Here is a 20,838-nt window from a genome sequence, read left to right on the forward strand (position 1 = left end):
TGGCAACAGCGGTTCTAGAATTTCCCATTCGGTATCTGTCAGACTGCTGGAGTAGGCCATATTCACTGAGATAGACGGTTCCTAGCAGTCTCGCGTATTTCGTAAAAGATCTCAAATGGACTCTATAGGGAGGAACTCGTAGAGACTAGGGCCGAAAGTACAATCTATAAATGGCCGAGGCCTTCTTCCGTTTCTCCATTGATACAGTTCGTAGATCTCTTCGGATATAGGAACATTCAGTGGTGATCAGTGATCATAGATTTCTTGCCGAGACAAGCCTGGAATAAAAGACTCCATGTATTCCGGTTGAAACTTTTTCATCCATCGGGTTATCCGGCTCAATGAGCTACCTAACAGATCCATATTCTTGCCTTTTTTATTGTGTAGATAAGCTTTTGCGTCAAAAGCTACGCTTATTTCCAACACTGACAGGCGATGTCCTGAGGCATTTAGATAGTAGCGATCGCGATAGCCAGAGACAAACTGGACTGTGAAGTGAATATCAGATGACCCACCCTACTCACCAGTGACATACTTATCTTCGAGCATCACTTGTGAGTGTGCATCCGAGAAATGCTGTAGTCGGCTAAAAAGATATCAGGCTTGTTACGAGTACAGTTGGTAATGCTGTCACTGCGATCTTTTCGTGGTTCAGCGATCGCACCAACTAAGACAAGCTCCTTCTATCGCTATTTACCGATCAAGCGCCTTTGCTCAGCGTGTAGTGATTTCTGGCGGGGGTCGCTATTGTGCCGTATAGCTGCTCTAGTAAGGTGATGTTGCGACTGAGGGTGTAGCGTTCTAGGACACGCGATCGCGCCTTCTTCCCTAGCAGAGCCGTAATATCTGGATGCTCTCTGAACAAGGGAAACAGCGTCTGCAACTGGCTAGAGACTTTCTGCGTATTCAAAATCACCCCCGCGCCCTGGTCTAGCACTTCTCCATCAGCGCCAGCATCGGTCGCTACGCAGGCAGTGCCACAGGCCATCGCTTCTAATAGCGACAGCGATAGCCCTTCTACCAAGGATGGCAAAATAAACCCGTCCGCACCCTGCAAAATCTCAATCCGCTGATCCTCGTTGGCCACGAAGCCCAGCCACACAATACTTTTGTCTGCATAGAAGGCCCTCAGCGAAGCTTCTAGCGGCCCGCTGCCAACGATCACTAGCTTGTCTTGCTCGTGCATATTCGCCGCTCGCCAGCCCTTTAGCAGCGACTCTACATTCTTCTCCATCGACAGCCTGCCCTGATATACGTAGAGCTGCCGAGCGTCTAACCGCTGCTTGATACTCGATCGTCCTGGCGCATACCGAGAGATATCCACGCCGTTTGGAATCACCGCTACTCGCGCTGCAGGCACGCCCAGCTTTACTAGCAGCGCCCGCTGCACCTGAGAAAAAACAATCACCCGGTCATAGTTAGCTAGGCGCGGCGCATAGACCTGATAGGCCAGATGCTGCGTGCTAGAGGAAAGGTTGCGCCGCTTGCTGTCAAAGGCTGGATGAAACGTCGCTACCAGCGGAATGCCTAGATCCTGACAGATCTCCGGTAGCTTGAGATCTAGCGGCGATAGAATCAGTGAAGCATGTACCACATCGGGCCGTAGCTTTTGCAGCGTTTCGCTGAGCAGTTTGGCTGAACCCAACGCTGGAATCGTTAAAATCTGCGACTTAAAAATGAAAGGTAGTGACACCTCCTCATAGCTCACAGAATCTTCGGCGGTGTCGTCTGGCTGAGCAAAATGTAGAAAAGTAACCCGGTGGCCCCGATCGAGTAGAGCATTCGTAATCTCTTTGCCATAGGTAACATTGCCGCAAAAAGGAGATTTTTTACCGAGCCACGCAATATGCATCTAGTTCTTCAAAGCGCTTCTTAAACCGTTCTAGAGCGTAAGTGAAACCACTTATTAGCTACTAGCAGTATATGCATATTGTGTAGAGGCTATGACTATTCGGGGATCAGTTCTTTAAAACGACATACCCATCGCTCAGCCATTAAACGAATCTCAGATAGATATCAGGCTGAATATCAGGCGGTTTTCTTTGCCGCCGCTTTCACCAAAGACCAAGTGAAAAATCCGCCAATGGCCACCATCATCGCTAGCAGGCCAAATACGGCTCTTAGTCCTAGAAACGTCTCTGCGATTCCAGCTAGCGCCAGCGGCAAACTTAAGGCGATATTGACGACGTTGTTTTGCAATCCAAACACTTTGCCTCGCATCTCTTCGGGCGTTTTTTCCTGAATAGTGGTCTGCATCGGAATGCCGATCATCGCCCCAAAGAAGCCTAGCCCGACGAGTAGTACCAGGCTAGGGCCGATCTGCGCCGGGGCCAGCGATAGCCCAGTCAAGGTCGCTGCCATGCCGAGTGAACCCGCTAGGCCGAGCTGTGGCCGAGAAAATCGCTGTCCGAATTGACCGATAGCGATCGCACCCACCGCTAAGCCAACTCCACCCGCCGCTAGCAAAAAGCCAAACTGAGACGAGCGCAGTGTCGGAATTACCTCCGCTAGCCGCACCGCCAGCACCGCCAGCGCCGCAAATACAGAAAACAGCACAGTCAGCTGAATTAAAGCGCTGCGTACCTGTACCTGCTTCTGCAGATACTTCAATCCATCCTTAATATCTTCCCAAGCCTTCGAGGACTGGGCTGGCTCAGTGATCACCTCATTCGTTGTGATCAGCAATAGCAGCACCCCCGCCACCGCGTAGCTGACGCCTACGAGTACCGATTTACCGACGCCCGTTCCTTGGTCAATAGGTGCTAGCCAGGCATCGGCTAGGGCTAGGGCTGGCTCACCCACGGCAAATCCAATGATGACCGAGGCCATCATTGTGGTGGTATAGAGCGAGTTAGCCGGTAGTAAATTGCTTTCTTTGACGATCAAAGGAATGGCCGCCTGCTCTGCCGGAGCGAAAAACTGAGTCAGCGTCGAGATTAAAAAAGTATCTAGCAGCAGAATATAAAAGCCAACGGGCAACCCAGCGATATCCCAGCCTTTGGTCACCCAAAGCAGCGCAGGCAAGACGGCTACTAGCAGGCCACGCAGCAGATTCGTCATCACCAGTACGGGCTTCTTTTTCCAGCGATCTACGTATACACCTGCTAGCGAGCCAAAGAGCACCGCTGGAATCGTAAAGGCGATCATGATGGCAGAGACCCAGCCGCTAATTGTCTGATCGGGCGACTTGAAGGTGTCAGAAATGATCGCAATCATCAAGACCAGATAGATCTTGTCGGCCATCTGCGAGAACACCTGACCGCTCCACAGGGTCAGGAAGTTGCGATTACGAAAAACAGGCCACAGCCCTGCCGTCCCCGAAACCGCTGTCTCAGACACTGCGCCTTGTGACTTGCTCTGTGACTTTTGGAGCCGAGACTTCGACTGTTCTAGTGAGACTTTGTCAGGTGAGACTTGGTTTGGCTGATCGGGTCTAGTGTGAGGAGTGCTGTGGCTGATAGATTCGCTATTGATATCTTCGATGTTGGGCTCAGGCTCGCGCAGCATGGGTGGATGGTGTAAAGCAGGTGTCGATAAGCGCAGCCGATCGGATAGGCCGATCTAGCTGATATTGGGCGTACTGGCGCAGGGCCTGTTCTATGTGTCGCCACATCCGATGAGGGCCAGCAGCTTGTAGCGTGCTGTTGGTCGGTTTGGGACTAGATAAGAGTATGCCCTCTTTCATTGTGCCTGACATCGGTTCAAAGTGCGGGTCAGATGTTGAACTGACTTTGGAAAGGATGAGTTCGGGCTTGCTAAGCTGCTGCATCAGAGCCAGTTCAGCGGCAGTAAGATGGGTGACGATGCCGAGGCGATTGGTAATGTCTTTGGTAACTTGCTTTTGTAGCGCCGGGCGAACGCTGCGATTTCGTTGGGTCGCTATAGGAACAGTAGCCGAGGGCTGAGCGGAGTCATAGTCTGGCCAAGTAGCATATTCTACGGTTTCTTCATTGGCGCTGAATTCGTTGCGGGCGGTGGCAATACGCTGCTCTATCTCTTGGAGGTGTTCGCTTTCTAGCCGCTCGATTTCTTCGAGAGTGACTGCGCCGCCAGAGCAGACGCTAAAGGCCACGCGCCAGTTGGGGTTACTCAGGTCTATGTCTAGCGGCGATCGCGACAAACAGCATCGATGCACTTCAGGGGCAACGCCTGCTAGGGCTAGCAAGTGAAAAGTTGCCTGAGCTAGGCACGGCAGGACATTCGCCGTAGTAGCAGCCTCTATTCTAGCCAGATGCTCTATCAGCAAGTAGTAAAGCTCCTCCTGCGGCTGCTCGCTCAGGGCAAGAGATAGAACGATTTCGGCCAGGTATTGACTGGCGGTGAGTTTGGCGAGATCTTTGCTAAGGCCAGGAAAGGAGCGCACGGTTTCGGCTTGAACGAGCTTGTCGAGAGATTTGCCTTTGACGAATAGCGCCTCGTTGACGACAAACAAACCAGAGCGGCCAGCCAGCTTTGACTTGTGCTTGCGAGCGCCCGGCGCGATCGCCCTCACCAATCCATATTCTTTGGTCAGTACAGTCACCAGTCGATCGGCCTCGCCCATTGGCATCCCCTTAAGATTGATGCCCGTTGCCTTGTAATTTCGCTGTGCCATCAGCTCACCGCCTCAGCCTGCAGCTTGATGATATCCACGCCGCGAGAGGTGCCTAGCCTGTTGGCACCCGCTTGGACTAGGGCGATCGCATCTTCAACCGTGCGAATGCCACCCGAGGCTTTGATGCCAATGCGATCGCCGCCAATTTGCCGCAGCAATTTCACATCTTCTACAGTCGCGCCCCCCTGCCAGCCCGTGCTGGTCTTCAAAAAATCAACGCCCGCATCTAGGCAAATCTCAGCGGCGAGCTGCTTTTCTGCTGGGGTCAAAATAGTTGTTTCTAAGATGGCTTTGATCGGGCGATCGCACAGCTCTACGATCGTGGCGATTTCCTGATGCACCCGGTTAGCCTCACCCATTTTCAGCCAACCGAGGTTAATCACCACATCTAGCTCGCCCACTCCATTCTCAACCGCTTCTTGGGCTTCGTACAGCTTGACTTTTGCGGTGGTAGCCCCGCTAGGAAAGCCAATGACTGTGCAGACTTTAACCTTTTTGTCATACAGCCTTTCGACCGCTGTAGGCACGTGAACCGGATAGACGCAAACCGAGGCAAAACCATAGCGCTCGGCCTCATCACAGAGTTTCAAAATATGATCGGTCGTTGCCGCCGGAGCTAGCAGCGTGTGGTCGATCAGCGGAGCCAGCTCAATCTCAGCGGCGGCTTGCGATCGGCTATTGAGATCGTGAGAGCGAGGGTTGGCGGAAGGGGGCATCGGTTGCTTGATCTAGAAAGGAATCCGTTGTTGCAGCTTACTATTATCCTTCAAGTAGAGGGTAACGGGGGGCTTACACGGGGCAATCTTGATACAACCTTGCCGTCTGACGCCTGCTTTAGGGGCGGATTTAACGTATGGATACGCCCCTAATTTCAGCTATTATCTGCACCCACAATCGTGAGCAGTATCTAGGTGCAGCTATCGATAGCCTTTTGCAGCAGCGCTTTGAGCAGTACGGCAATCGCTACGAGGTGATCGTGGTTGATAATGCTTCGAGCGATCGCACTGCAGAAATTGCCAAGTCCAGACTCACCCATCCCAACGTTCAATATGTCTATGAGCCCACGCTGGGGCTATCGGTCGCGCGCAATCGGGGCGCAGCGGCGGCAAAAGGCAAAGTGCTGGCCTATTTAGATGATGATGCCGAGGCGAGCGACGGCTGGCTCGCGGCGCTATGGGAAGTCTTTGAGCAGGCAGAAAAAGTTGCGATCGCTGGCGGCAAAGTCACCTTGCTCTGGCCGCCAGACACAGCGCCGCCTGAATGGCTATCCGACGATTTAGCCAGCAGCCTAGGCGCATACGATCTGGGCGATCAGCCGATCTATATAGAAGATCCTGCCCTCACGCCGCGCGGGCTAAACTACGCCGTCCGCCAATCCTTTTTGACGGCCATTGGCGGCTTCGATACTCACCTGGGCAGAGTCGGTAGCAACCTGCTTTCTAACGAAGAACAGCAGCTGACTCGCCTAGCCCTAGACGATGGCTGGCAAGTCGCCTATGTGCCCACTGCCCTAGCCGCTCACAACGTCGCCCCCGAACGGCTTAAACGCGGCTGGTTTTTGCGGCGAAGCTGGTGGCAGGGCATTAGCGAAAGCTACCGCGAACAGGCCAGTGGTACAACCGGACTCTGGCAGCTCAGAGCGGGCGGCGAACGACTGCTGCGGGGATTATACAAAGCAGTCAAGCACAGCCGTCAGCCCGATCAGCAGTTTGGCAATTTTGCTTACGCCTATGGGCAAATTGCGTATTTAGGTAGCGTCGTTCGTTCTTGGATTGACCGTCAGCCTACGCCATAGTCCGTTCTTCCGTGTACCGCCTAATTCGCCAATCACCCCGTTACCCATCACTTTACCGACCACCCTGATGACTTCTATCCCCGTCTCCGTTCTAATTCCAGCTAAAAACGAAGAAGAGAACCTGCCCGCCTGCCTTGCCAGTTTGACCCAGGCCGATGAAGTTTTTGTGGTCGATTCCGACAGCGACGATCGCTCCGTAGAGATTGCCGAAAGCCTCGGAGCAAAAGTCATTCAGTTCGACTTTAATGGTCGCTGGCCCAAGAAGAAAAACTGGTCTTTAGAAAATCTCCCTTTTCGCAACGAGTGGGTGCTGATCGTAGATTGCGACGAGCGGATTACGCCAGAATCTTGGGCTGAGATTGCCGAAAAGATCAAAAACCCGGATCTCGACGGCTACTACATCAATCGCCGCGTGTTCTTTTTAGGCAAATGGATTCGCCACGGCGGCAAATATCCCGATTGGAATCTGCGCCTGTTTCGCCACGCCAAAGGCCGCTACGAAAACCTCAATACAGAAGATATTCGCAACACTGGCGACAACGAAGTCCATGAGCATGTGATGATTCCACACGAAAAAGTCGGCTATCTCCAAGAAGACATGCTGCACGAAGACTTTCGCGATCTGTATCACTGGCTTGCTCGCCACAATCGCTATTCCAACTGGGAAGCGCAGGTCTATTACAATTTGCTCACGGGGATGGGCGATCGCGGCACCATCGGCGCAAATCTATTCGGCGACGCCGTTCAGCGCAAACGCTTTCTCAAAAAGATCTGGGTTCGCCTACCCTTCAAGCCTTTTCTACGCTTTGTCCTGTTCTATATTTTGCGGCTGGGCTTTTTGGATGGCTATGCGGGCTACGTCTATGGGCGACTGCTCAGCCAGTACGAATATCAGATCGGTGTCAAGCTCTACGAGCTAAAGTTCGGCGGCAGACTCAACAAAGTAGCCCCGTCAGACAATATAGAACAAAGTGAGTTGAAACAGAACAATCTCAAGCAAGTCGTTTAACCTTCTCATTTTGTACACGATACTGAATACTGTTGGCGAACTCCACGGTAGCGGCTAAAACCCAGCAAATTCGTTCTCAGCTCCTTGTTTAAACTAACAAGTTTTCCTAGGTTCAGCGTTCGATATTCAGTTCACCAACAGTATCTTATAGGTTTTGAGAAGATAGGAAAGCGTATTTTCCCAAAACGTGTCTCACAGGCGCTTTCTCGAAAGGTCCAAAACATACTTGAACAGTTGCGAGCAGTTAAGGTTTGCCTAGATATGCTCTCGCGATGCGTTCTCCTTGATGTAAGAGATAGCTACAAGCAGTGCGTCTAACATGACCTGATAGCTGTCGTCAGCAGACCGAGTTAGGGTCATTAGATCTAGCTGTTCTCTCATAATGAAGCCATAGATAGCAGCATTCACCATTCGCATACAGTCGACCAAAGCGTCGTTGCTTAGTTCATGTAGCTGAAGTGCGCTTTGGAAGAAGCTCAGTGAGCGCTGAATAATCTCACCTTCCTCTGGGTCTGTAGGTCGCATCTGATACTGCATCATCACGCAATAGCGAGCAGGATGGCGCTTCGCGTAGCTTCGAGCGGCTTGTGCCCCTTTGTAGAATCGGGTTGTAGAGTTGGTGCAGCCAGCAGTTTGCTGCTGGCAATAGGCAAGATAGTCGCGCCAGATGGCGATCGCCAATGCCTGCCGAAGTCCTGCATTTCCATCAACATGCTTGTAGATAGCAGGCGGCTTAATCCCTAGCGCACGGGCAACACGATTGACGCCGAGACCCGCCTCTCCTTCGCTATCTAGACAGGAGAGCGCGGCGTTTGTGACATCTAGCGGCGTCAAGGAGTCTTCTTTTCTAGGCCGTCCCATAGGTATTAGTTAACACTATTAACTAAATGCGAATATACTACTCATTATCAACCCTTTGGTAAGTACCTATGTCTGAGCTTGTTTTTACCTCGGCTTGTGAACTTACACGAATGATTCAAGCGCGTACCGTAGCGGCTGTAGAGGTGGTAGACGCCTATCTGGCTCAGATTGCTAAGCACAATGCTAAGCTCAACGCCATCTGTACGTTGGATGCAGATAGCGCCCGAAGGAGCGCTGTACAGGCTGATGAGGCGCTAGCAGCAGGCGAAAGCTGGGGAGCACTTCACGGTGTTCCAGTGACGATTAAAGACATCTTTGAGACGGCTAACTTACGCACGACGGCTGGCTACGTTCCACTCAAGAACTATGTCCCTCACACGGATGCAACGGTCGTTTCAAGATTACGTCAGGCCGGAGCGATTATCTTAGGCAAGACCAATATGGCAGAACTAGCTGGTGACTACCAAAGCACCAACTCTCTGTTTCCACCAGTGAACAATCCGTGGAATATAGCCTACACCTCTGGTGGTAGCTCGGGGGGTAGCGCAGCAGCGATCGCAGCGGGCCTATCTCTCTTAGATCTCGGTAATGATATCGCGGGCTCTGTCCGTCAGCCCGCTCACTTTTGCGGCGTGTACGGGCTGAAGCCAACGGACAAGCGGATTTCAACGGCTGGCGTAATTCCTGAAGTTCCAGGACAACCGCTGTGCTTGCGGCAGATGATGACAGTCGGCTGCTTTGCAAGATCGCTTGACGATATCCGACTGAGCTTCATGCTGATCGCGGGCGCTGATGTTCGCCGCCCGGAGGTGCCGCCGGTAGCGCTAGACACTCCTTCTGATAAGCCACTCTCTGCACTCAGAGTGGGATGGATAGACGAATGGTCAGCAATCCCAGTGAGCGCAGACATTCGCAGCGCAATGCATCAGGTGAAGCAACAACTTTCTCAAGCGGGCGCTGCGGTTGAATCTTGGCAACCTGAAGACTTTGACCTCTCTGAGATTCTGAATCTCTATACTAGAGTAGCTGCGTACATCAACGTCTATGCTCAGCCAGTAAACCGCTACAACATTAAAAGAAGCGTAGTCCAGATTTTTCGCACGGCGACTGAAGGAGATAAAGCGCTGCGCCAGCTAGGAGACTTTAGCCGCGTACTGCCTGAACTATTGAATCCTGGATTGAAAGGATACTTCAAGGCGTTGACAGAGCGCGACCAGTTCACTGCCAAGATGGACAAGGCATTAGCTCCTTGGGATGTTTGGCTGACGCCGGTTGCGGCTACAGCTGCTTTTACCCACCGACCAGCTTGGAGCGCTGTGGATATCGACGGGAGGAATTACCCGCACGCAGTCGCGAACGGAGCTTATACGATGCCGTTTAACTTAAGCGGTCATCCAGCCGTTGTGATACCGATTTCGAGTACGGCAGAAGGATTGCCGATTGGACTGCAAATCGTGGGTAAGCGATGGCGAGAGATGGAGCTACTCTCAGTTGCACAACAGATTGATAATATTGTCGGTGCGCTACAACATCCACCGGAGTATCTAGAGTAACCACATAACCATTCTCTTAGTAGAACATAACTAAGCAAGGCGTACTGCTATAGTGAACCGTTCTGAGTATAGACGATTGACGCTTAGTGGAGATGCATGCCCACGCAAGATAGCATCGAGAGATAAAGTGGCGCTTCAGTCGCGGATCTCATGACTAAAGACGTAGCACAAACGGCTAACCCCTATAGACAAAGTGAAGCAACTAGTTCACTCTAACTAAGCTTTTAGATTCCTTAGCTGTAGCTAAAACATATCAGTCAAACTACCTTCAAGTCATTACAGCTGCTAAGAGATAGCACTTATAACGCCTCAAAGATAGCTAGAAAAGAAATTTCCCCATCCCTGTTTGGCCCTAAAGTGTTAACTAGGTGGGTCTTCGTGAGGGGCCTGCCTAGCTAACACTTTAGAGCCACGTAGTGAGCTGACCCTTTGTCGGCCCTCGTTTGTCGGCACCTTGTTGAAGTGAAAGGTGCTTTGTGATAATACAAACTTCAATCTTCTGATGTTGTTATGTATTACTCTACAGTGTCTAGGGCATCGTTATTGGTGCTGCCCTGGGTGCATTATTAACAACGTTAATCCTTAGTTAAAGATTGGCTAACAATGCAATTTAAATCGTCCGACCAGGTAGTTCCGTTGATTTTCGATGATGACGGTAGTCAAGATGGAATGACCGCCTTAGCCTACATATTGGAGAATCCTAGGTTTGATCTTCAAGCGATTACCATCTCTCAGGGCATTGCTCGTCCTGAGATTTTTGCTGACAATCTAGCCAAAATGCTGACTCGTACAGAAGATACTGATATTCCCATTGGTATTGGCAGGCCCACACCCTTAGAAGGGAACAACGAGTTTCCAGGCTTCATTCGCGATGGATCAGATACGTTTTGGGCTCCTTTTGTCACACTACCAGAGGAAGCAGACCCCAACATTGATATTCGTGATAGTGCAGTTGATTTGATCATCGAAACTATCAACAATTCTCCTGAGCCAGTCGCAATTCTAGCGACTGGTCCGCTGACAAACATTGCTGAAGCACTGCGCCGAGATCCTTCAATTGTTGACAATATTGAAGTGGTTCAGATTATGGGCGGTGCTGTTTTTGTCGAAGGCAACCTGCCGGTTCTACCGTTCCCACCTTTCTCTACTAATTTAGAAGGTGAATTCAACATTTGGGTTGACCCTGTTGCAGCTCAGGAAGTTTTTGACTTTGGCGAACAAGGTTTAAAGATTCAGCTGACGCCCTTAGATGCCACTAACCAGATTGAATTTACTCGCCAAGACTACCAGGCGTGGTTAGATACTGGCACTCCTGAAAGCATAATCGCCGCTGAATTCTTAGATTTTGCCTTGGAGGTTATTCAAAGCGATCTTGATCCTAATCCCGTCTGGGATTTGGTCGCAGCGATCAACCTTAGCGAATCCGACTTCTCTGCGGAAACGCCGCTACACATCGAGGTCGATACCGAGTCAGATCCAGGCGATACCCAGGGGAAAACAGCGGCAGTTGATGGACTCGCTCCTAACACTTTAGTCTCTCTAGATCCTAGTTTTGACAATCTTAGTTTTGACACTAGCGAGGTGTTTTCGACACTCTTATCGAGTGAGCCTATCACCGTAGGTATTACGCCAGATGAGGTGTCAGCGGCTGAGGGGGCCACTTTTGCTTGGAACTTTACCCTCGACCAACCCGCTCCAGAAGGCGGCTTGGCCTTGTTTTTGCCTATTACCGATAACAACGACCCAGCGCCTGGGGATGTTGACTATTTTGTTGAAGGCAGCAGCAATATTGTTAATTTCGAGTTTGTTACCGCTGCTGCCGACGCCATATCGCAAATTTATGCGTTTGGAGATAGCTATTCAGAAAACGGACGATCGTTCGAGCTTTCTACCGATGCCGTTAACGCAGCCGTACCAGACGCCTTCATTCTGCCCGCCGACCCGGCACTGGGCCTTTACGATGCAGAAGGCCGTTGGACGAACGGTCCTACTGCAGTAGAAGTACTATCAGAAAATTTGGATGTTGAGCTGACTAACTATGCGGTTGGCGGCGGCAAAAGCGGCAACGGTAACTACTACAGCTGGCTCGATTCCGTTGAAGATACGGGCGTTCTAGGCCAAATTGAGCAGTTCTCTAGCGATCTGTCGGGCCAAACGGCTGACTCGGATGCGCTGTATTTCATCTTTGCCTCTGCCAATGACTTGTTTGAATACACTGATTTTGGTCTTCCAGGAACTGTCGAAGAACTGGCTACAGACACGGTTGAGAATATTGCAGAGAGCGTATCGCAACTGTCTGCTCTAGGTGCCGAACAGTTCTTCGTGGTGAACTCTTCAGATTTGGATATTTTGCCAGGTGTGATTGAGTTTGGACAGGTTGAAGAGGCGACAGAGTTTACAGATGAAGTAAATGCGCTGCTGCCCGGAGCGCTAGAGGCGCTGCGCCAAGACTTAGGCGTCGAGATCACTTTGTATGATCACGTGGCAATTAGCGATGACATTCGGGCTAATCCCGATGCGTATGGTCTAAGTAATGTCGACGATCCGTATCAGCCTGTCTTTCCGGTAGAGACTGTGGCAGGAGTAGACCCCGACGAGTTTTATTTCTGGGACGAATATCACCCCACTCGTCGGATACACGAAATCATCGGCGAAGATATGTCGGAATTGGTTAGTGCCGACATTGACGGAGACATCGTTGCCACTGGCTTTAATATCACTATTACGGCGGGGGCTACCATAGCCACGCTGGTTTCTGAAGTCGTAGCTGACGGCATTGCCGAAGGCGACGAGGTCTTTACGACGCTCATCTCTGATGGGGAGAACTATCGCGCTGATCCAGAGAACGATCGGGTCACTACAACACTATTGGATGCTCCAGGCACCGACGCCGCTGATACTCTCCTCGGCGACGCTACCGCCAATACTATCAACGCCCTCGGCGGTGACGATATCGTAGCGGGCGATCTCGGCGACGACATTATCATAGGCGGTGACGGCGACGACATTCTGCGTGGCGATCTTAACAACCGCTCTACCCAAGACAACATCGCGGGCGGCGACGATATCATCTTTGGCGGTGAAGGGAGCGATCGCATCGGTGGCAAATCTGGCAACGACATCCTTAGCGGTGATGTAGGCGATGACTTCATCTGGGGTGATGATGGCGACGACATCATTAAGGGTGGCATTGGCAACGACACCCTAGTTGGCGACAATTTCTCCAAAGGTAGTGGCAGCGATCTGTTCGTCTTTGGCATCGGCAACGGAACTGATACCATTCTTGATTTTGAGGTGGGCATCGACCGGATCGGTCTAGTCGAAGGAGAACTGTTGTTTGCTGAGCTGATGCTAATGCAAGATGGCTCAAGTACGCTGCTAGGCGTGGCGAGCAGCAATGAAACGTTGGCTATCTTGAACAACGTGCAAGCATCAGCGCTAAGCGAGAGCAGCTTTGAAGTTGTTGCAGACGTCTCCACTCTAGAAAAAGCAGCGGCACTGATCTAGTAGCTATAGCCTCGAGATAGGTATAGCTGCTAGATTCTCGTCGAGACAGACTAGATTGAATTGTATCAGCAGTCTTGAAATTATTTGGGATTGCTGACCTTCTTTCTCTTTGGTGCTTGTTAATTCGTTTTACCTTCTAATATTGCATGAATTTTGGTACGTACGAAAACCGTGTCTCAAATGATGTTTCAAAATAGCGTTCTCAAAATGGTTAAGAGAATGTGAGACATGTCATTAACGCCCAAAGCAGCGGCGCGCGTTAGCGCGTCCAGCCCACAAGGCGTTGCTGCCTTTGCTCGTTATGTTTCTTGTAACTTCTTTGCTACTACAAAATAGCTAGAAGCTCCTTTATATATTTCTTCTGATTCTACAACCTGAAAGCTGTTAGCAATTAATAGATCGTCTACTTCAGAGCTCGTTATCCTTCTTATAGGAATGGGAATTAATCCAATTTTACACAAGACCCTAACTAACTGAATTTGTAGATTAACTAAAAACGACATCCTTTGTCGCAAGCAAGGTGTTACAGAAATAAATAAACCATCCGGGTTTAATATTTCATTTATTCGTTGCGTAACATCCTGAGGACTAGGAACTGTGTGCAACATATTAAAAGCCAGAATCACATCATAAGATTCGCTGGAATACTTTTTATCAAAGATATCCGATTGCTCGAAATTTACGTTTTCAATTTTACCAAGAGCGGCTTTCTCTTTTGATATTGCAATCATCTTAGATGAAATATCAATTGCATGAATATCTTTTATCAGACTAGAAAATTGACAGGATGCAGTGCCTGTCCCACACCCATAATCCAGAACAGTGTCGCTATCTTTCAAGAACCTTTTAGTATTTTCTCTAGATTTTTTATGAATGTACTCAAACCGCTCTTCAGTCTTGTCGTAGTTTTCTGAAGCGTTATCCCAAAAATTTTTCAATTTATTCATTCTCTATACCTTAGGGTAAAACATAACTATTCATTAGAAGGAAAGATTCTACCTAACCATCCTAGGATCTGTCAGAAGGTCTTAAAAGTTTTGAGACACGACAAATAGACTAATGAGTATGACTTTTTATCTTGGTTTAACCCCGACCGCAGCTAGGCACATCCATCTTGACCAGCCAGTGCCATAGTCAAAGGCGTTGACGGCTTCAAGCCCTGTTGCTTGTAGAAAAGAGGCTAGCTGGTTAGAGGTATATCCTCGGTTGTGCCAGTGCAGGGACATAAAGACTTGACCTAGGCCCTTTCGAGTCACTGAGCCAATCAGCGGAGCACCCGGTTTCAGGACTCGAATCATCTCACGCAACGTTTCTACGGGTTCGGCCATGTGCTCCAAGACATGGGCAAAAATGACCGCGTCGAAGGATTCATCGGCAAAGGGCAAGCGCCTAATATCCCCGCATCTCAAATCGAGAGTCGTGCAGCGATTTTTCAGAATCTGTTGAGCCTGGGTCAACATAGGGTAGGAAATATCGACGCCGGAGACATGGGCTGAGTGAGCGACACTTTCTAAAAGTGCAAGACTGAAGGCTCCTGTTCCCACCCCACAGTCGAGAATTTTTGACGCTTGGTCAAGATGGCTCAAGTAGGGACACACGGCCTGATTCTTGAACAGCAAATGATAGTTGTGGAGCTGACCGAGACGGGCTAAATTGTTCTGCCATTGATGGGCGGATGCATCGTAGATCGAGCGAAGAGTCTCAATGCTGGGCGCGGCTTTCCAGTGTTCTAATGTTTGACTTATTGTGTTTAACAGCATGGCTAAGTTGACCCTCTTGTTGCAGAGGGCTAGACGCTTTGTTGATTTGGTTCAGTTTTGTAGTTGTTTATTCAGGCTTTTTTGCCACAATGAACACTGCCTTGCCCTTGCTCGGTTGCCATTGGTAATCCAGTTCAAATCCGGTCTGGATCAAGCTGTCTGCCAATGCTTGCGTGGTGAGAACCTGAACAAACGGGAGAAACCCGAGGAATTGGCCGATTGGCGCGATGAGCTTGAGCCAGCTCATGGTGTCCCCCACGCAGACGGTACTGGTGACGAAGAGGCCACCCGGTTTAAGCATTTGATACACCTGAGCGATCGCTGCCTCTTTGTTTTTCAGCAGATGCAAGATGCTAAGACCTAGCACCGCATCCAGACTCTGATCAGGACTATTGAGATCTTCAATGGTGGCTTGTTCAAAGGTCACGTTATCGATATGCTCAGCCTCGGCTTTGCCCTGGGCGATCGCAATCATATTGGCAGAGAAATCGATGGCGCGGATGTGCTTCACATAGGGGGCATGGAGGATGGCCGTTGACCCCGTACCGCAGCCGATTTCCAACACTTCCATATCGGGCCGAAAGTAGTTGCGGGTGACCGCCAGTTTTTGCTGATAAGCAGCTTCATCGGCGATCGGCTGTTTGGCATACTTCTCGGCGACTTTGTCCCAAAACTTAGCTGAAGCGTTCATCACATCCTCGTTGATTTCATCAAATGGTTTCTTCATTTCTTGCATCTGAGGCACGTTCATAAAAATTATGCTTCCTGACTGGTTGAGTAGCGCTTGTGATCTGGGGTGCGCCACCGCCATGCCGACCAAACAATGAAGGACAAAGCGGCGATTTCTATGACCATGTGAAAGGTATCGTCTAGATCGGTGGTGCCGTTATTGATTTCAAACGCGAGGGTAACCACAGCAGCGATGATGTTGGCCCAACGATTTGCACCATAGGGCAACAGTCGAGAGAGAAGTACCATAGCGATCGGTACTTCGGCCACGAAACCGCCGAACAGCAACAGTTGTTCTGTGATTTGAATTCCATTGAATGTTCCGGTCATCGCCTGTTCAATGAAGCCAGGCTCAATAAATTCATGGATATCCCGAAATATCGTATTGAAGAGATAAAACATCCACAGCGTCGAGAGCTTCGCTTTCGTTTCCATTGTCAGTATCTGTTTCTGTAAATTCATGGTTGTTCTCCTTTTTGAATATCTGACTGTTCTGTTTTGTCAGGTTTGGTAAGCACGACTGAAACCAGTGGTAGCCCCAAATCACGTATCTTAATCAACAGTCCATAGAGGGCTGCCTGATCAATCACTGGGCCAGACAACCGCGTTTCACCGTTGTCCTTTAGCGCGATCTCAAATCCCTCAAACCAATCACTCCAACGACGATCAAGATGTCCCTTGATACAAATTTCGTACTGTTCAAGTGGGTGATGATTTGCGGCTGAACTGCGTAGTTGATTCATGGGAGTTGCTATCACCTGCTCTAATTGCGATTGGTGTTAATAACTCAAAGATACAAACGGATGTGGGGAGCCGTTGTCCCCATAGGTGGGGACTGGATGTGGGGATTTATGGATGGGTCTTGTGGGGATGAACTCCTAAATCAGTTCTAGCTCTGTGGCTCGTTTTACAGCGGCCCGACGATTGGTGACATTGAGTTTTCTGTAAATCCGCTTGGTGTGGGTGCGCACGGTACTCAAGGCCACTACCAGTTCACGGGCGATTTCGGGGCCAGAGAGTTCGGTGTTGAGTAATCGGAGAACTTCCAGTTCCCGTTGACTGAGGGGGTCAAACAGTAGTTGAGGAGCAGGGACGCCAGCAGCCGTAGGTGCCTCAGCCTGAGGGCACCCCCAGGTTTCTAAGGCGGCCAATAGCTGCCAAGGGTAGGAGGTGGGGGTGATGCCGCGAGCCATTACCTCCCGCAGCAGTGGCTCCATCGGTGCTCCACATTCTGCAAAGATGCGAACATGTCCCTCCGGTTCAGCCAGGATTAAGGCCCGTTCTAGCGATGCGATCGCAGCCGGAAGATCACCCTGAGCCGCTCTCGCCAGAGCTAGCACCACCAGAATTTTGATGCTGCTGGCAGTACGCTCCTGGGCTTCTGCGGCCGCCAGCAATCGAGTCAGGAGACCAAGAACCTGATGCACACCCTCGTCTGTGCCATTGCGCCTGTACTGAGCGATCTCAACTCTAGCCAGAGTCAGGTGTTCGTATTCGTGTAGATAGCTCGGCGGGTCGGCCACCGACAAACCGCACGCCCGCACCCAGCCCAGCGCTTCAGCCAATCGCCCCTGCCGTAGCCACCACCGCACCCTTAAAGCCTGAGTTGGGCGCACATCTGGAATGGGAATAGACGTTCGGGCGTAGAGCCGCTCGGCCTCGTGGAGCTGGTCGAGGGCAGTCTCCAGATCGCCCTCAGCGGCTTTTATGCGGGCCTGTACCACCCACCAAAGATAGGCCGCCCCCGATAGCGAAGCCTGCTGACGTAGCGCTTCACCGCTCAGCAACAGCTGGCTAGCAGCCGCCAGATCGCCTTGTTCGTAGCGCACTTCGCTTAAGGCCAAATACAGTTCTGGCGTACCCGGCAGCACCGGGTCGCCCTGCTCTGTCGCTAGCTGTAAGGACTGCTCACAAATATTAATTGCCCGGTGGAGACGCCCTTGAGCCATGCTCATCTGTGCCAGGATCAAGGTGCCGCCAATGGCCATCTGAGGGAGGCCCATCTGCTTGAAAATTGCTAGACCCTTAGCAAAGGAACGGTAGCCAGCTTCTGGCCTGCCGCTGGTCCAATAGGCGAGTCCCAGTAGCGCGGCGGTTGTGCCTCGCTCGTACTCCTCATCTTCTGGCAACAGTTCGAGGGCCTGCTGAGCGTAAGTCACTGTGCTAGATACATCCCTTAGCGCTTGAGATCGATAGGCACGAGCATTGGCGATGGAGGCAGGTAAAGACTGTAATTGTGCATCGTCCGTTACAACGCTCTCAACCGCTAGCGGCCCCTGTGAATCTGCGGCTAAATCTGCGGCAACGTCTGCTCCCAAACATCGTTCTGCGTCTTGCAGGCGGGATTCAACCGCGTCTAACTGGCCATCGTTCAACAGCACTAGGGCGTAGGCAACGCTGAGGACGGGCCGATTGCGAATCAGGACATCAGGGAGTGACGTAGTCCAGCCCAGTACAGTGGTTTGTCGCTGACGCCGACGCATAGTAGGCCACACCTGCTCAATGAGACCTGCCGCTCGCTCAAAATCCTGAGCGGCCAAGGCATGACGAATGGCATCAGAGAATAAGGCTTTCTGCTCACACCAGTCACTGGCTCGTCCGTGCAGGCTGGGTATCTGTTCAGGCCACGCCATCAGGGCATGGGCCTGAAGAACATCGGCAAACAAGTGATGGTAACGGTACCATTGGCGCTTGTTATCCAGTGGAATGATAAACAGGTTGCTACGCTCTAGCGCTTCTAGCATTTCCTGTCCATCGGTTTGGTCGGTAACCGCGTCACATAGAGAACCGCTCAAGCGTTCTAAGATGGCTGTTTTCAGCAAAAAGTGACGGACGCGATCGCTCTGTCGCTGCAAGACTTCTTCCAGCAAATAGTCCACAATGTAGCGATCGTCTCCCGAAAAAGCAGCCACAAAATCAGCAGCGTCCTCACGCCCTTGTAGGGATAGCGCTGCGAGTTGCAGCCCTGCAATCCAGCCTTCGGTCCGCTGCTCCAAAGAGGAAACGTCTGCTGCCGAAATATTTAATCCCATCACCTGGGTCAGAAAAGCGGCAGCTTCGTCAGGTGTGAACCGCAGGTCGCTTACCCTAAGCTCAGTCAACTCTCCGTGAGATCTAAAACGCGCCAGAGACAGAGGCGGGTCAGCACGGCTGGCAATAATCAGATGCATTTGGGGTGGCAAATGACTGAGCAAAAATTCGATCCCGTCATGAATAGCCTGGGTCGCGATTACATGGTAATCATCAAGAATTAGAACAATATCTTCTTCAACTGAAGTAAGTTCGTTGAGCAGCGTCATCAAGACCGACTCAATGGGAGGTGGCTGTGGCGATCGCAATAGCACGAGCGATCGCTCACATAGGCTGGGTTGAATTTTATGCAGAGCAGTGATCAAATACGTCCAGAAAACAGATGGATCATTATCACTTTGGTCTAAAGAAACCCAGGCAACGGGCCTTGTTGGTACGGCGGCTACCCATTCTGCCAGCAGTGTCGTTTTGCCAAAACCTGCTGGGGCTGAGACCAGGGTTAATTTACGCTTCGGGTAGATGCGATCGATGAGTTTTGGGCGCGACACTAAGTCAGCAGACCATTTCGGGAGATAAAGCTTGGTCTCTAAGAGTGGGAATTCTGAAGTAGTCGGTCTAGGGTTGTTCAACTCAGGGTTCGCCAGGGTAACACTCCGAGTCAAGGAAGCTCCTTCATGAAGGCTACTTGCTCCGATTTTGAGGTTTTAATCCCTAATAATAAAGGGTGCCACCCACGATTGAACCAAGCTAAATTTGGAATGAATTAGTCTTTGGTGAAATAATGAATGATCTTTCACCAGAGATACGAACGCTCTCTTCTATCTGTAGAGCGTACGATCACGTCTTTCTCAAACAGTCTCAAGAAGCCTCAAAAACCACCCGACACTGTTGGCGGTGCGATGTAGCTAACGGGTCCTAGTGGTTCGAGCTGTCTTATAGGTCGTCTCACTGTCTATGTGTCACGGATAGATGATGTAGATGGGCTGTAAGGCAGAAAGTGAAGACCGGCTACACTTAGCTTATCTACATTGCACCGCCGCAATAGTCCTGAATAGTAGTGGGTTAGGCGACTAACCTTACAGGAGCTGCTGCCGAAGAAAATCTGTGAACACTTTCACATTGAGCGGCAGGTATCGTCTTGAAGGATAGACAAACCAAGCAGCGGTCTCAAAATCAGTAGCGGTGACGGCATGGTTTGGGAAAACGTCGATCAGCTTACCTGTAGCCAGGTTGTCTCGAATCAGCCAGTTTGGGAGGAGAGAAATTCCCATTCCGGATAATGTGCAGTTGAGTAAGGCGATCGCATTAGAGATAACGGTTTGTCCCTGTACGGTAACGGTTTCTACCGTTCCAGTCTGATCTCGAAAAAGCCACCTCGATCTAAATCCTTCTAACGGAAAACATAGACACCTGTGTTCGCCTAACCCTTGAGGGTGCTGTAGGCGTTCGTTTCGTTCGAGATACTCAGGACTCGCACAGACAGTGTAGTGAGTAGACATCAACCGATGTGCAATCAGCGTCGAGTCAGCCATCTTCCCAAGCCGAATAGCCACATCGATCCGCTCTCTTACTAAGTCGAGGACTGAATCAGTTAGAACAAGGTCAATTGTAAGATCAGGGTACTGCGCTTCAAAACTTGGCAGGTGTGGCACGATACAGGCAAGGCCGAAAGATACAGAGGCAGTGACGCGAAGCGTGCCTCTAGGCTGGTTTGAAATCTCTCTAGCCGCAGAGATCGCGCCGCTTATGTCATCCATCAACGGCTCAGTTCGCCCATGAAAGACTGTGCCTGCTTCGGTCAGTGAGAGCCGCCGAGTCGTGCGCTGAAAGAGTCGGACGCCTAGTTCACTTTCTAGATTAGCAATTGCCCTTGATACGGCAGAGGGATCTACGTTGCGATCGCGTGCTACCGCAGCGAAGCTTCCTCGCCTCACCACGTCTAGAAATGTTTGGAGTACGGATAAGTCCATTCCTGCATTCTAATCATCAAGCTGCCTAGT

The 20,838-nt window shown here is 50.8% G+C and carries 16 protein-coding genes; 4 read left to right on the forward strand and 12 right to left on the reverse strand.

The genetic code is table 11. The features are described from left to right. Nucleotides 1–700 precede the first annotated feature (700 nt). The 4 genes from IQ256_RS18280 to deoC all read right to left on the reverse strand — a co-directional run bounded on the left by IQ256_RS18280 (nt 701) and on the right by deoC (nt 5,310). Nucleotides 701–1,852, reverse strand: a complete 1,152-nt coding sequence (locus IQ256_RS18280; protein WP_193856995.1) for a glycosyltransferase family 4 protein — start codon at nt 1,850–1,852, stop codon at nt 701–703. 176 nt (nt 1,853–2,028) lie between these two features. Continuing rightward, nucleotides 2,029–3,507, reverse strand: a complete 1,479-nt coding sequence (locus tag IQ256_RS18285) for an MFS transporter (RefSeq protein WP_193856996.1) — start codon at nt 3,505–3,507, stop codon at nt 2,029–2,031. Beyond that, on the reverse strand, nt 3,491–4,594 hold the full coding sequence (recO, locus tag IQ256_RS18290; RefSeq protein ID WP_193856997.1) for a DNA repair protein RecO: 1,104 nt from the start codon (nt 4,592–4,594) through the stop codon (nt 3,491–3,493). Before recO ends, IQ256_RS18285 begins: the two co-directional genes overlap by 17 nt. Continuing rightward, nucleotides 4,594–5,310, reverse strand: a complete 717-nt coding sequence (deoC, locus tag IQ256_RS18295) for a deoxyribose-phosphate aldolase (protein WP_193856998.1) — start codon at nt 5,308–5,310, stop codon at nt 4,594–4,596. The genes recO and deoC overlap by 1 nt, the downstream gene beginning before the upstream one ends. Nucleotides 5,311–5,447: 137 nt before the next feature. Between deoC and IQ256_RS18300 the strand changes: the two genes are divergently transcribed. Both IQ256_RS18300 and IQ256_RS18305 read left to right on the forward strand, forming a co-directional pair. Next, nucleotides 5,448–6,389, forward strand: a complete 942-nt coding sequence (locus tag IQ256_RS18300; protein WP_193856999.1) for a glycosyltransferase family 2 protein — start codon at nt 5,448–5,450, stop codon at nt 6,387–6,389. A gap of 67 nt (nt 6,390–6,456) precedes the next feature. Beyond that, entirely contained in the window at nt 6,457–7,398 is a 942-nt protein-coding gene (locus tag IQ256_RS18305) for a glycosyltransferase family 2 protein (protein ID WP_193857000.1), read from the forward strand. Between the two features lie 255 nt (nt 7,399–7,653). Here the strand turns inward: IQ256_RS18305 and IQ256_RS18310 are convergent, their stop codons facing one another. Next, nucleotides 7,654–8,259 carry a TetR/AcrR family transcriptional regulator gene (locus tag IQ256_RS18310; protein WP_193857001.1) on the reverse strand — a complete coding sequence of 202 codons (606 nt, stop codon included), beginning with the start codon at nt 8,257–8,259 and terminating at the stop codon, nt 7,654–7,656. A 68-nt stretch (nt 8,260–8,327) separates the two neighbouring features. Here IQ256_RS18310 and IQ256_RS18315 point away from each other — a divergent pair, with 68 nt between their 5' ends. Both IQ256_RS18315 and IQ256_RS29745 read left to right on the forward strand, forming a co-directional pair. Next, nucleotides 8,328–9,812, forward strand: coding sequence for an amidase (locus IQ256_RS18315; protein WP_193857002.1), 1,485 nt, complete (start codon nt 8,328–8,330; stop codon nt 9,810–9,812). Nucleotides 9,813–10,415: 603 nt separating this feature from the next. Beyond that, a complete protein-coding gene (locus tag IQ256_RS29745; protein WP_228025045.1) occupies nt 10,416–13,319 on the forward strand; it encodes a nucleoside hydrolase in 2,904 nt (967 codons plus the stop codon). Between the two features lie 299 nt (nt 13,320–13,618). Here the strand turns inward: IQ256_RS29745 and IQ256_RS18335 are convergent, their stop codons facing one another. The 7 genes from IQ256_RS18335 to IQ256_RS18365 all read right to left on the reverse strand — a co-directional run bounded on the left by IQ256_RS18335 (nt 13,619) and on the right by IQ256_RS18365 (nt 20,808). After that, entirely contained in the window at nt 13,619–14,266 is a 648-nt protein-coding gene (locus IQ256_RS18335; RefSeq protein WP_193857003.1) for a bifunctional 2-polyprenyl-6-hydroxyphenol methylase/3-demethylubiquinol 3-O-methyltransferase UbiG, read from the reverse strand. Between the two features lie 126 nt (nt 14,267–14,392). Next, nucleotides 14,393–15,079 (reverse strand): class I SAM-dependent methyltransferase, encoded by a 687-nt coding sequence (locus tag IQ256_RS18340; protein ID WP_193857004.1) that lies wholly within the window; start codon nt 15,077–15,079, stop codon nt 14,393–14,395. A gap of 67 nt (nt 15,080–15,146) precedes the next feature. Continuing rightward, a complete protein-coding gene (locus tag IQ256_RS18345) occupies nt 15,147–15,830 on the reverse strand; it encodes a class I SAM-dependent methyltransferase (protein WP_228025049.1) in 684 nt (227 codons plus the stop codon). A gap of 5 nt (nt 15,831–15,835) precedes the next feature. After that, a complete protein-coding gene (locus tag IQ256_RS18350) occupies nt 15,836–16,270 on the reverse strand; it encodes a DUF6326 family protein (protein ID WP_193857005.1) in 435 nt (144 codons plus the stop codon). Beyond that, the gene (locus tag IQ256_RS18355) at nt 16,267–16,551 is read right to left on the reverse strand and encodes a hypothetical protein (RefSeq protein ID WP_193857006.1); all 285 of its coding nucleotides are present in this window, start codon (nt 16,549–16,551) and stop codon (nt 16,267–16,269) included. Before IQ256_RS18355 ends, IQ256_RS18350 begins: the two co-directional genes overlap by 4 nt. Nucleotides 16,552–16,686: 135 nt before the next feature. After that, nucleotides 16,687–19,500 carry a LuxR C-terminal-related transcriptional regulator gene (locus IQ256_RS18360; protein WP_228025050.1) on the reverse strand — a complete coding sequence of 938 codons (2,814 nt, stop codon included), beginning with the start codon at nt 19,498–19,500 and terminating at the stop codon, nt 16,687–16,689. A gap of 414 nt (nt 19,501–19,914) precedes the next feature. Next, on the reverse strand, nt 19,915–20,808 hold the full coding sequence (locus IQ256_RS18365) for a LysR family transcriptional regulator (RefSeq protein WP_193857007.1): 894 nt from the start codon (nt 20,806–20,808) through the stop codon (nt 19,915–19,917). Nucleotides 20,809–20,838: the final 30 nt, after the last annotated feature.

Source organism: cf. Phormidesmis sp. LEGE 11477 (assembly GCF_015207105.1).
Taxonomy (GTDB): Bacteria; Cyanobacteriota; Cyanobacteriia; order Phormidesmidales; family Phormidesmidaceae; genus Phormidesmis.

Excerpts from the sequence above, each read along its gene's own strand:
- IQ256_RS18280 (WP_193856995.1), bottom strand. The coding sequence starts at position 1,852 with ATGCATATTGCGTGGCTCGGTAAAAAATCTCCTTTTTGCGGCAATGTT.
- IQ256_RS18285 (WP_193856996.1), bottom strand. The coding sequence starts at position 3,507 with ATGCTGCGCGAGCCTGAGCCCAACATCGAAGATATCAATAGCGAATCT.
- recO (WP_193856997.1), bottom strand. The coding sequence starts at position 4,594 with ATGGCACAGCGAAATTACAAGGCAACGGGCATCAATCTTAAGGGGATG.
- deoC (WP_193856998.1), bottom strand. The coding sequence starts at position 5,310 with ATGCCCCCTTCCGCCAACCCTCGCTCTCACGATCTCAATAGCCGATCG.
- IQ256_RS18300 (WP_193856999.1), top strand. The coding sequence starts at position 5,448 with ATGGATACGCCCCTAATTTCAGCTATTATCTGCACCCACAATCGTGAG.
- IQ256_RS18305 (WP_193857000.1), top strand. The coding sequence starts at position 6,457 with ATGACTTCTATCCCCGTCTCCGTTCTAATTCCAGCTAAAAACGAAGAA.
- IQ256_RS18310 (WP_193857001.1), bottom strand. The coding sequence starts at position 8,259 with ATGGGACGGCCTAGAAAAGAAGACTCCTTGACGCCGCTAGATGTCACA.
- IQ256_RS18315 (WP_193857002.1), top strand. The coding sequence starts at position 8,328 with ATGTCTGAGCTTGTTTTTACCTCGGCTTGTGAACTTACACGAATGATT.
- IQ256_RS29745 (WP_228025045.1), top strand. The coding sequence starts at position 10,416 with ATGCAATTTAAATCGTCCGACCAGGTAGTTCCGTTGATTTTCGATGAT.
- IQ256_RS18335 (WP_193857003.1), bottom strand. The coding sequence starts at position 14,266 with ATGAATAAATTGAAAAATTTTTGGGATAACGCTTCAGAAAACTACGAC.
- IQ256_RS18340 (WP_193857004.1), bottom strand. The coding sequence starts at position 15,079 with ATGCTGTTAAACACAATAAGTCAAACATTAGAACACTGGAAAGCCGCG.
- IQ256_RS18345 (WP_228025049.1), bottom strand. The coding sequence starts at position 15,830 with ATGAACGTGCCTCAGATGCAAGAAATGAAGAAACCATTTGATGAAATC.
- IQ256_RS18350 (WP_193857005.1), bottom strand. The coding sequence starts at position 16,270 with ATGAATTTACAGAAACAGATACTGACAATGGAAACGAAAGCGAAGCTC.
- IQ256_RS18355 (WP_193857006.1), bottom strand. The coding sequence starts at position 16,551 with ATGAATCAACTACGCAGTTCAGCCGCAAATCATCACCCACTTGAACAG.
- IQ256_RS18365 (WP_193857007.1), bottom strand. The coding sequence starts at position 20,808 with ATGGACTTATCCGTACTCCAAACATTTCTAGACGTGGTGAGGCGAGGA.